Genomic DNA, 11,091 nt, shown 5'->3' with positions numbered 1-11,091 from the left:
AAAAGTCGATTTTCTAACGAGAAAACCGTGGGGGGACTTCCAAAAGCCTAGCATTCAATAACAAATATTGTCTTTAATACTGAAGCTATGAAGTTATTGTTGTAGGGGCGTATAATTATGTTGTGAAACGCATTTTACGTATGGTGTGAGCTCTTTTTCTCTAAGAGGGACAAAAAGGGTGATTTCGACGGATTACACTAATTATCGGTGAATGTAAAGGCCCTTAATTAGCAACCGCCAGATTGTAATTATAACAAGATAAAAGCTAAACTCATATTCCCTATTTGATAAATTATAGGAGAGGTCCTAGTATATTTATGACCACTGAAATGTGTTTTTATAATATTGGGCTCTATAGAAAAAATGAAATTTTGAGGTTTAAAATCAATGCAGGTTATTGTTATTTTTTTTCAAATTTTTAATTCTGAATAGAAGTATTCCTTCTTTTCATGTTCATTATAATTTCATTTTTATGCAATAAGGTTAGGGGTTACTTTCATGATCCACATCTTCTGTTCATAAGACTGGTTAATTTTAGAGTAATAGGATACCAGGGCATTGTTCCATGAACCGTGCTTTTTTAGATACACATAACGGTAATTATTTTTTGGATTGATAAAGTAACTTGCATTTAAGCCTTGGGCATTCAACATCTTTACAAAGCGATTGGCATTGTTTGGGTTGGAGAATACATTGGCAATAATATAGTACCCGCTATCTACCCCATTAATTTTAAAGCTCTGGGTTGAGGGCATATTGGAAGCGACCTTGTCCTTTTCTACAATATTCTTTTGAAGCACGTCTACCCCATACTTGGTAGATTGTTGCTTGATCTTCGTTACATTGTCCACATAGGCCTTATCCGCATCGGTATATTTGGTGTTATCCACGTTCATGATCCATTTGTCTCCGGCATAGGTGCCATCTACGTTGGACTTATGGGCCGCAACGGCCTCCTGCCAGGTATCATAACGCTTTAAATACACATACTTTAGGCCATTGTTGTTATTGGTAAAGTAATCAGCTTCATGTCCCTTTGTATTGAGATCGGATACAAATTTATTTAAGTAATGTTCGCCTTTGTAGACATTGGCCACAACATAGTAACCATCCTTGACCCCGTCGAGGTTACGGAACTTTCTACTTTTTATGTTGTTCTGTTTTGTCACCTGGGTGAACTCATCCTCTTCACTGGTTTTGGTAGCAACCACTGCATCCCTAACCTGTTCCCTTGGTTTAATACCTTTTGGTTCATTTTCTTTGGTTGGAGTGATTTCCCTTTTAAAATCGTTCCTCACAGTTGGTTCTTCAACAACGTTTCCATTTTTGGTATTGCCAGCAAGGGCATTATCATTGTTTAAGAAATACATCTTTTTAGCCTTTTCCTCCAAATCTGGTCGCTTGCCCTGGGTCTCATTACGGACCATGCGCATCACCATCTCAAATCGCTTTTCCAAGTCGGTCTTTCTATTTTCCTCCAAGGAATCCTGACGGAACATAAGCTCTGCAAGTATTTCGTTATTTTCGGCCAAAGCCAATTTAAGTTTTTGTATTTCTTCGTCCTTGGACGTAACTGCCTCGTCCTTGTTGATTTCCTCTTCCAAATTGGCCAACTCATCTTCTTGGTCTTCCAACATTACCCTGTCCTCTGTAAGGTTCGGCGTAAAGGAATAGGCAAAGGAGATCTCATGGGTCACCCCAAAATTGTCAAAATTATTGGATAGCCCCTTTTCCATGGTATAACCCAAGGACAGGCGTTTGTTCAAATTAAACCCTATCCCAGCTGCAGCACCGTAGAAATCGTCATACCCAGCTTGCAACCATCCTAATTTGGGAAGGTCCAAAATAAGGCTCCCGCCCAATACTACCTCATTTTCGCCTACCTTCCGCACTCTGGCCATAGGCATTAAACGACCGGCTTCCATAATACCCGTTTCATTTTTAAACTGATGGGTATATTGAAGGTGTCCAGAAAATGTTTTTTCGTTGAACTGGGTTACAGACTGACTGCTTTTCATATTGTAATCGAACAGGTTTTCCGCAAACAGACCAAAATCAAATTGGCCATAGGAGATGTTAAATCCAGGTTGTACAGACAGAAGAGAGCTATCCTGAAAACCATTCAATAATGGATCTTCCTCAATTGGATTTGCCCTATTCTGATCAAAGCCACTATTGTAATAAGATACATTGGCCCCAAAGGTAAAGTTGCTTTTATCACTTAATTTTATGCCATAGGCGTAATTCGCTAAAATCCCATAGTTGCTAATAATACCTTCCCTTTGGGTATAAAGGCTTAGACCCAATCCCGATCTATCATCTATTCGTCCACTGTAACTTAAAAAGTAGGTTTGATTGTTATCATCAAAAGATACTGATTGGTTTCTGTGTAAAAGATTAACATAGGATTTATCTTCCCTAACCGTTGAAAAGGTAGGGTTGATAAGGAATCTATTAAACTTCAATAAGTTCTGTGCCGGCACATCATAGGCCACAAAAGGATTCTCCTCCTGCGCTCCGACCTTGGTCAGAACCATGATGAACAATAGCATATATAGTATGGGTTGCTTAAGCATCTTAGTTAACGTATGATTGTTATGGTACCTTGTTTTAATACTTCCTTACTGTTCTTTATTTTATAATAAAAAACCATGTTCTGTTTCGAAAAGGCCATTGTGGATTCTGGCCAGTTGTTCTGATAATCAACTACATTTAATATGACCTCTCCTTTGGAATTATAGATCAATACATTAATATCCTTATTCCTTGAATAGGTATTGGGGATGATCCATTGATCATTGATCCCATCACCATTGACTGTTATTACATTGGGCACCTTGAAGGTGTCTTGCAACGCAACGGTTATTTGTTTGGTTATTTCACAGTTCTCAATATTGGCCACCAGTAAATAGCTTCCTTCTTCGGTAAACGTCACAGAAGGGGAATCACTCAAGAGTGCGTTGTTCATATCCAACCATTGGTAGGCCGTTCCTCCACTTGCTGTTACGGTCTTTGATCCTCCCGTCGGAAATACAACCGTCTCAGGGGAATCCAAGGTGATCAGTGAATCGTCCAATGGGGCAATGGATACTTCATTAGAAGGTAAAGGACATCCATTTCTATATACTACCAATTGGTATTTTCCTGTTTCCGAAACATTCAATGTTTCCGTTGCTATGTTTAGATCAACGCCATCCTTGATCCAATCAAAGGTGGCAGATGATAAATCTGTAGTCGTACTTATGGTAATGGATTCGGAATCATTACAACTTACCAAACTACTGGCAGTAATGTTCAGGTCCTCGTTCACTAAAAGCAAAACATTTAAGCTATTGGAGGTAGGGCTGTAGCTTTCTAAAACAGCATCCAATTCATACCCTCCATTTTCGGAGATATCGGTTAAACTGATTGATCTGGCAGTAGCGCCATTAACAGCTACACCATCCTTTTTCCACTGGTAGGTGAAATTACCTATCAGATCAGCGGTAACATCGGTCTTGGCTCCTTGGTCATCCAGCGCATTGATAGCATCAATTTCCAATACAATACTAGTATTACTACAATCCTCATATTCGGTTGCATAGGCAACAGAAATTTCAAAAGAAGCTGGCACCACTGCTGTTGTGGATTCAGAATCTATCGCCGTAGCGGTACAAGCGCCACCACTTTGTGAAACCCTGGCAAAATAAACACCCGGTTGGTCTATATTTAAAGTACTCGTTGTTTCCCCTGGCACGATTGCCCCATCCTTATACCATTGGTACACTGGAGAAGAGGCAGAGGTGGACACAGAAAGTGTTTTTGTCTGACTTGGCAATAAAACAATATTAGGTTCATTGCCTCTGGTTACGGTAAAATCGCCCGCATTGGTAATGGTCACGGCAGCAGAACGCTCCAAACAAGTACCGTCCCCATCAATTTCAACGGCATAATCACCTTCAAATCCAGGAACAGATGCATCCACAATGTAGGTGTGTGCATCAACAACAGGTCCTGTAATGGCTTCTCCATTTTTAAACCAGGTATAGGTCAGACCCTGACCCATGATATTTGCTTCCAACGTTTCTGCCTCACCACTGCATAAAGCAGTTTTGGATGGATCGTTAATCGCAATCCCCAAACTGGCACCAGTGGATATTTCTATATCATTGGATAAGGTATTGGCCGAACCGGAACATATGGAACCGTAATCCACTTCTACCATATATATCCCCGCTTGGGAAATGGTTATGGAATTACTTTTCTCTGCAAGTGGTGTTCCACTCCTATACCAATTATACCGATAGGTTTCTGCATTGGCAACATTATGAACTGCCAAGGTTGCACTATTCCCATCGCAAAGCTCAATTCTTCCTCCTGGAGGAATGTTACCATTACCGTTTGGACTGATCAATAAGGATGATTTAAAATCAATATAATACATGGAAAAAGCATCCGAAGCCGGACTTGTTTTTGCCGGACTGGTACTTCTAACGCGCATTTTATATCCTTCCCCTCTTGCAGTGGTAGGAAGAGCAAACTTAAAATCGAAGTTAAAATTTGTGTTCTTGGTATTATCCGAAGCCAATTGGGTAGGCGTAGCAAAACTTCCGTTCGCATCTGACAGTTCCAATATAAATGAGTTATCGCTATTAACCAATGGGGTGTTCCACGTAAACTTTACAAAGTATTCATTAAAATCCGCCGAAGCACAAACCGCGGTCCATGGACTATTCCCTGCAATATTGGGGTTGTCGGCTGGAATAGGTTTGTTGAGTGTCTGTGCAATGGTATGTGACCATCCCAATAATAATAGGGCAATTAATATAATGTAGGGCCTGCTATTTGTTTTTGATCTCATAATTTGGGCGTATTCATAGAACCTAACGGGGAATCCTTTGCTCGATTGATGTAGAAAAGATTTTAAATTGTTGATAAAATCTTGATAACCTTAAAGCTCTATACTATATAACAACAAATATTATATTTAATTATAGCCCCAAGAATTTAATGTTGTCTTAGGGATTAATTCTGTTGTGAAACCCTTTTATTACATGGTCATCTCCTTTTCTACTATAGGATCACCGCAATTTTGCTACATTTGTGCTCTTAATACAGATTCATGAGCGAAACATCTAGGTCTCTAAATTTTATAGAGCACATTATTGATGAGGATTTAGCCAATGGCTTTCCTAAAGAAAAACTTCGATTCCGATTTCCACCGGAGCCAAATGGCTATCTGCATATCGGGCACGCCAGCTCAATTTGTTTGAACTTCGGACTGGGATTGCGCTATAGTGCACCCGTCAACCTGAGGTTCGATGATACCAATCCGGCCAAGGAAGAACAGGAGTTTGTTGACGCCATAAAAAAAGATGTACAATGGCTTGGTTTTGAATGGGATACCGAATGTTACGCATCAGATTACTTTCAGCAATTATACGACTGGGCCGTGATGCTCATAAAGGAAGGAAAAGCCTATGTGGACAGTCAGTCTTCGGAGGAAATTGCCAAGCAAAAGGGCACCCCAACCGAAGCGGGCAGCAATAGTCCATTTAGGGAAAGATCAATAAAAGAGAACCTTGAGCTCTTTGAAGCCATGAAAAATGGGGATTTCCAAGAAGGTCAGCATGTGCTACGTGCAAAAATAGACATGTCCTCCTCCAATATGTTGATGAGGGATCCTATTCTTTACAGAATACTCCACAAGGCGCACCACCGCACAGATACCGATTGGTGTATTTATCCAATGTATGACTGGACGCACGGCGAGAGCGATTATATTGAACAGGTATCGCATTCCCTGTGTACCTTGGAGTTTGCGATGCACCGTGAGCTTTATGATTGGTTCCTAAATCAGGTGGTGGATGCCGATAAGGTACGCCCTAAACAAAGGGAATTTGCCAGAAGAAACCTGAGCCATACTGTTGTGAGCAAGCGTAAATTGCTACAATTGGTAGAAAAAAACGTGGTGTCTGGCTGGGACGATCCTAGAATGCCTACCATTTCCGGGATGAGAAGAAGGGGTTATACTCCTGAATCCATTCGCAATTTTGTAGATACCATTGGTATCGCCAAAAGAGAGAATGTAGTTGATGTTTCCCTATTGGAATTTTGTGTAAGGGAGCACCTCAATAAAATAGCACCCCGTGTTATGGCCGTCTTGGATCCGGTTAAATTGGTCATTACCAATTATCCGGAAGGGGAGGTAGAATGGCTTGAGGCTGAAAACAATCCGGAAGATGAATCCGCAGGAAACCGTTCGGTACCTTTTTCAAGAGAGCTTTATATTGAACAAGACGACTTTAAGGAAGAAGCCAATCGCAAGTTTTTTAGATTGAAATTGGGTGGGGAAGTGCGACTCAAAAATGGCTACATTATAAAAGCTGAGAGCTGCACAAAGGATGCCGAAGGGAATATTACCGAAATACAGTGTACCTATGATCCGAAAAGTAAGAGTGGTAGTGGCACGGAAGAAAGCCTTAGAAAGGTAAAGGGGACGCTACACTGGGTCTCTGTCGCTCATGCTATTCCTGCTGAAGTGAGATTGTATGACCGTTTATTCAACGACGCGACACCAGATTCTCATAAGGACCAGGATTTTATGGATTTCGTAAATCCAAATTCCTTGGAAATTATCACTGGGTATGTTGAGCCTAGTTTAAAGGAAGCGCAGGTTGGCGATATTTTTCAATTCCAACGTTTGGGATATTTTAACATCGAAAAAGACGCTACCCCAGAAAAACTAATTTTCAATCGTACGGTTGGTTTGAGGGATACCTGGGGTAAAATCCAAGAAAAAGAATAAAATAGTCAATAGCTATCACTGTTATCATACCAATGGTTATTTTCTATTGAAAACCACTTAATTTAAGCCCCTTTCAGGGGCTTTTTTATTTTTTGTGTCGTGAATATCGGCTCTGATAAAATTAGCGCCGTAATATCGTTAAAATTCGTATCTTTAGAATACAGTCAAAAGTTTAACGGATGGCATCAAAGATCCCGTAGAGAGCTCCTTAATTTTATCCCTCACAAGGTCTACTCAAAATTGCTGAACCCAATTTATCGTTAAATTTCGATTCCACCACTTTTTCAATTGGTGTAGAAAATTTTGATTTTACCTTTTTACTTAAATAGAATATTAATCTTTAAATTTAAATATATGTCAGACAATACAGGAACTACATTCTTAGCCCTACTAACAGGCGCGGCCATTGGAATTGGTGTAGGAATACTTTACGCACCGGACAAGGGCGAGAAAACGAGAAAGAAAATCAAGAAAAAAGCGATGGATACCACACAGGATGTGACCGATCGTATTTCCCATCTTTCTGCGGAGTTATCCAAAACTGCAGATGCCAAAAAAGTAGACTTTGAAAAACGATTGGAGAAAACCATTTCGAGCATGAGCTATAAGGCCGATGATATTATCGTAACTTTAGAAAAGAAATTGGAAGAGTTAAGGCAGAAAAATGCCCAACTTCAGAAATAAGCGCCTATGGCTTTTGAAGAATTAAAAGAAAATCTTTCCGAAGCGGACACAAACGTCCGGGCCTTTGTAGAACACAGTAGGGAATATTACCAACTTAAGACCTTTAAGGTCTTAATGAGAGGTGTTACCTCCCTGATAAAAATGCTATTATTGGGCTCCATTGCCCTTTTGGCACTTTCCATTCTGTCTTTTGCAGCGGGATTCGGAATTGGCCAAGCTTTGGACAATACCTTTTATGGGTTTTTGTGTGTAGGCTTGTTCTATATACTGATAGGTATAGTGGTGTATATATTTAAGGATAAGTTAAATAAGCCGCTATTGGAGAAGTTTTCTGAATTTTATTTCGATGATATATGACCGCCGACAAGAAATACAGCTCCTTTCAGGAGATAGACGACCGATTGAAAATCTTAAAGTTACAAAAGAATATCAGCAGGGAATCTTTGAAATACAATCTTAAAAAATCTAAGGAAACGTTTTATCCATCCCATGTACTGGGAGAATTTAGCGGTGTATTCCAAAAAGTAATTCTTGGTTTTATTCTTAGAAAAATCCTTAAGAAGTTCACTTAAGTACTAATTCGTACAGATCTTATAAAAAAACCCATCCACTCCCTATAAAAGGGCAAGGATGGGTTTTTATTTACAATTGTACCGTTTATTAATTTCTGGGCTTTTTAATTTCTTTTGGAGCCACAGTCTTTTTTTTCATAGATTCCCCGATCATATTGCTGGCGGTAAAGGATGCCACCATATTGTTCAGCATATCACTTCCTGCTTGAGGGGAATTGGGCAATAAGATCAGGTTCGTATTCGTCGCTTCCCCAATGGACTGTAAGGTGTCATAGTGTTGTGTAACAACGATTAAGGCAGAAGCTTCCTGGGAGTTGATCCCTACCTTGTTTAGCACTTCCACAGACTCTTCCAATCCACGTGCTATTTCACGTCTTTGATCAGCAATACCTTGCCCCTGTAGCCTTTTGCTCTCAGCTTCGGCCTTTGCCTTTTCAACAATAAGAATACGCGCTGCATCCCCTTCAAATTGCGCCGCAATCTTTTCCCTTTCAGATGCATTAATTCTATTCATCGCCTCTTTTACCTGGGCATCCGGGTCTATATCTGTTACCAGTGTCTTTATTATATCATACCCGTAGTCGAGCATAGCGTCCTGTAATTCAGTTTTAACCGCAATGGCAATATCATCTTTCTTTACAAACACATCGTCGAGTTTCATTTTTGGCACCTCTGCACGAACAACGTCAAACACATAAGATGTGATCTGATCATGGGGATATTCCAATTGATAGAAAGCCTCGTACACTTTTTCTTTTAGAACCACGTATTGCACGGATATCTTCAGTTTTACAAAAACATCGTCCAATGTTTTGGTCTCCACAATCACATCCAATTGTTGAATTTTTAGACCTAGCCTTGCTGCAATTCGGTCAATCAATGGTATTTTCATCTGTAGACCAGAGGTTCTAATACTCTGAAATTTTCCAAAACGCTCTATGATGACTGCTGTTTGTTGCTTTACAGTAAAAAATGAAGAAAAAAGAATAACCAAACCGATGAGTATTACCGGAATTAATAAGAAACTGCCCATGTTTAAAAGTTTTAAATTAGTTTAATAGATGTGCCAAATACACCTCTATATCTGTCGCAAAAATTCGATAATTGTTACAGCGGATAGCGAAATACTATTCAGCTTACAAAATGATGCCGTTTAATCCCAAAAAAAATCCCCTAAGAATAGGGGACTTTATATTTACAGTACATCTCAACTTATGAGATATTGGTTATGGCATTCTTAATGCGTTTGATTGTCTCTTCTTTGCCGATTATTCCTAAAATATCAAAAACATGCGCACCCTTCATATCTCCAACAAGTACCAAGCGCAGGGGTGCCATGACCTTTCCGAAAGAAAGTTCCTCCTTTGCAATCCATTCTTTTACTATGTTCTCAACATTTTCGGAAGAAAAATCATCTATTCCCACTAATACCGATATCAGTTGATTTAATATTTGTGGTGTTTCTTCCTTCCACTGTTTTTTTACTGCCTTTTGTTCATAAGAGGTGGGCGCCTCGAAGAAATAATCCCCTAATTCCCAGAATTCCTTTACAAATGTGGCCCTTTCCTTGATTAAAGTAATTATTTTGATAATATCATTTAAATTCTTTTCCTCTAATACATTAGTATGGCTGCCTTTTAATATCTCTTCAAATAATACCGCTAGTTCTTCATCGCTCTTTTGTTGAAGATATTGATGGTTGTACCATTTGGTCTTTTCAGGATCAAAGCGAGCTCCTGACTTATGTACCCTTTCCAAAGTGAAGGCCTCGATAAGTTCTTCCAAGCTAAAGATCTCCTGTTCCGTACCTGGATTCCATCCTAACAACGCAAGGAAATTTATCACCGCTTCCGGAAAATATCCTTCTTCCCTATACCCGTTGGATTCATTCCATGACAATGGAAATACCGGAAACCCTAACTTTTCTCCATCACGCTTACTTAGCTTTCCTTTTCCAACTGGCTTCATGATCAATGGTAAATGCGCAAATTTTGGTGCTTCCCATCCGAAGGCATCATACAATTGTTGGTGTAGCGCCAAGGAGGGAAGCCATTCTTCTCCTCGGATTACATGGGTAATTTCCATCAGGTGGTCATCCACAATATTTGCCAAATGATAGGTGGGCATACCATCACTTTTAAACAAAACCTTATCATCCAAAACGTTGGTGTCAATTTCTATGGAACCTCTTATAATGTCTTGCAATGACAACTTTTGATCTTGAGGGGATTTAAAACGGATGACAAAGTCCATCCCAGAGCTTAAATTTTTGTCCACCTGCTCTTTGGACAAGGCAAGGGAATTATTTAGTTTTTCCCTATTGTGCCAATTGTAAATAAAGGTTTTTCCTTTCTCTTCATGGTCCTTTCTGTGGGCATCCAATTCTTCCGTGGTATCAAAAGCATAGTAGGCATGGCCACTAGCCACCAATTGATCCGCATATTTCTTATAAATATGTTTCCTTTCACTTTGCCTATAAGGTCCAAAATTGCCTTCTTTCCCTGGGCCTTCATCAAAGGGTATATTACACCAATTAAGGGCATCCACAATATATTTTTCCGCTCCTTCCACATATCTGTTCTGATCTGTGTCTTCTATTCGAAGCACAAAATCTCCCTTATGCTTCTTGGCAAATAAATAATTGAAAAGCGCTGTTCTGACGCCTCCGATATGTAATCCTCCGGTTGGACTAGGTGCAAAACGCACGCGTACTCTTTTGGTCATAGGTATAATTTAAAGGCACAAAGATAAGGCTTGTAACGGCAAGAAAAAATATTTTAGTCGAGGAGATAAAAACAGGATATGTCTCTTTTTCCTTCGGATTTAACCCAACGCTTTCCAAACAAAACCGTTGCCTTCCCTAGGTATAAGTGGATGATCTATTGCATGATTTGTTTTAGGGGATATTAAATTATTACGATTTGGGTCTTAATCTTATAATCGGCGCAAAAAGAATAGAGAGCTTTCTTAAAATCCAGCAATTCCCTAGCGGTGCTTTTTAACAGATTTTTAATCCCTATTTTTCAGGAATCGGGTATCTTGGTATAA

The 11,091-nt window shown here is 39.6% G+C and carries 8 protein-coding genes; 4 read left to right on the top strand and 4 right to left on the bottom strand.

What is annotated here, in order from left to right; all coding sequences use genetic code 11:
• Positions 1-470: 470 nt before the first annotated feature.
• Together ABXZ32_RS05115 and ABXZ32_RS05110 are read right to left on the bottom strand one after the other, a co-directional pair.
• The gene (locus ABXZ32_RS05115) at positions 471-2,576 is read right to left on the bottom strand and encodes a PorP/SprF family type IX secretion system membrane protein (protein WP_354617594.1); all 2,106 of its coding nucleotides are present in this window, start codon (positions 2,574-2,576) and stop codon (positions 471-473) included.
• A 5-nt stretch (positions 2,577-2,581) separates the two neighbouring features.
• Positions 2,582-4,840, bottom strand: a complete 2,259-nt coding sequence (locus ABXZ32_RS05110) for a T9SS type B sorting domain-containing protein (protein ID WP_354617593.1) — start codon at positions 4,838-4,840, stop codon at positions 2,582-2,584.
• Between the two features lie 261 nt (positions 4,841-5,101).
• On the opposite strand from ABXZ32_RS05110, the gene ABXZ32_RS05105 reads away from it, so the two are divergent.
• The 4 genes from ABXZ32_RS05105 to ABXZ32_RS05090 all read left to right on the top strand — a co-directional run bounded on the left by ABXZ32_RS05105 (position 5,102) and on the right by ABXZ32_RS05090 (position 8,043).
• Positions 5,102-6,787 carry a glutamine--tRNA ligase/YqeY domain fusion protein gene (locus ABXZ32_RS05105; protein WP_354617592.1) on the top strand — a complete coding sequence of 562 codons (1,686 nt, stop codon included), beginning with the start codon at positions 5,102-5,104 and terminating at the stop codon, positions 6,785-6,787.
• A gap of 354 nt (positions 6,788-7,141) precedes the next feature.
• Positions 7,142-7,471: a YtxH domain-containing protein gene (locus tag ABXZ32_RS05100; protein ID WP_354617591.1), complete on the top strand. Its 330-nt coding sequence runs from the start codon at positions 7,142-7,144 to the stop codon at positions 7,469-7,471.
• A 6-nt stretch (positions 7,472-7,477) separates the two neighbouring features.
• Entirely contained in the window at positions 7,478-7,828 is a 351-nt protein-coding gene (locus tag ABXZ32_RS05095) for a hypothetical protein (protein ID WP_354617590.1), read from the top strand.
• Positions 7,825-8,043: a DUF6327 family protein gene (locus tag ABXZ32_RS05090; RefSeq protein ID WP_354617589.1), complete on the top strand. Its 219-nt coding sequence runs from the start codon at positions 7,825-7,827 to the stop codon at positions 8,041-8,043. The genes ABXZ32_RS05095 and ABXZ32_RS05090 overlap by 4 nt, the downstream gene beginning before the upstream one ends.
• 88 nt (positions 8,044-8,131) lie before the next feature.
• Here ABXZ32_RS05090 and ABXZ32_RS05085 read toward each other — a convergent pair whose 3' ends face one another.
• Both ABXZ32_RS05085 and gltX read right to left on the bottom strand, forming a co-directional pair.
• The gene (locus ABXZ32_RS05085) at positions 8,132-9,076 is read right to left on the bottom strand and encodes an SPFH domain-containing protein (RefSeq protein ID WP_354617588.1); all 945 of its coding nucleotides are present in this window, start codon (positions 9,074-9,076) and stop codon (positions 8,132-8,134) included.
• A 179-nt stretch (positions 9,077-9,255) separates the two neighbouring features.
• Positions 9,256-10,767 (bottom strand): glutamate--tRNA ligase, encoded by a 1,512-nt coding sequence (gltX, locus tag ABXZ32_RS05080; RefSeq protein ID WP_354617587.1) that lies wholly within the window; start codon positions 10,765-10,767, stop codon positions 9,256-9,258.
• Positions 10,768-11,091 lie beyond the last annotated feature (324 nt).

Origin of the sequence: Sediminicola luteus (genome assembly GCF_040566555.1) — a bacterium.
Classification (GTDB): domain Bacteria; phylum Bacteroidota; class Bacteroidia; order Flavobacteriales; family Flavobacteriaceae; genus Sediminicola.
Note: the sequence above shows the minus strand (reverse complement) of the source record. Positions and strands in the feature narration are given on the sequence as shown.

Excerpts from the sequence above, each read along its gene's own strand:
- ABXZ32_RS05100 (WP_354617591.1), top strand. The coding sequence starts at position 7,142 with ATGTCAGACAATACAGGAACTACATTCTTAGCCCTACTAACAGGCGCG.
- ABXZ32_RS05085 (WP_354617588.1), bottom strand. The coding sequence starts at position 9,076 with ATGGGCAGTTTCTTATTAATTCCGGTAATACTCATCGGTTTGGTTATT.
- ABXZ32_RS05115 (WP_354617594.1), bottom strand. The coding sequence starts at position 2,576 with ATGCTTAAGCAACCCATACTATATATGCTATTGTTCATCATGGTTCTG.
- ABXZ32_RS05110 (WP_354617593.1), bottom strand. The coding sequence starts at position 4,840 with ATGAGATCAAAAACAAATAGCAGGCCCTACATTATATTAATTGCCCTA.
- ABXZ32_RS05090 (WP_354617589.1), top strand. The coding sequence starts at position 7,825 with ATGACCGCCGACAAGAAATACAGCTCCTTTCAGGAGATAGACGACCGA.
- ABXZ32_RS05105 (WP_354617592.1), top strand. The coding sequence starts at position 5,102 with ATGAGCGAAACATCTAGGTCTCTAAATTTTATAGAGCACATTATTGAT.
- ABXZ32_RS05095 (WP_354617590.1), top strand. The coding sequence starts at position 7,478 with ATGGCTTTTGAAGAATTAAAAGAAAATCTTTCCGAAGCGGACACAAAC.
- gltX (WP_354617587.1), bottom strand. The coding sequence starts at position 10,767 with ATGACCAAAAGAGTACGCGTGCGTTTTGCACCTAGTCCAACCGGAGGA.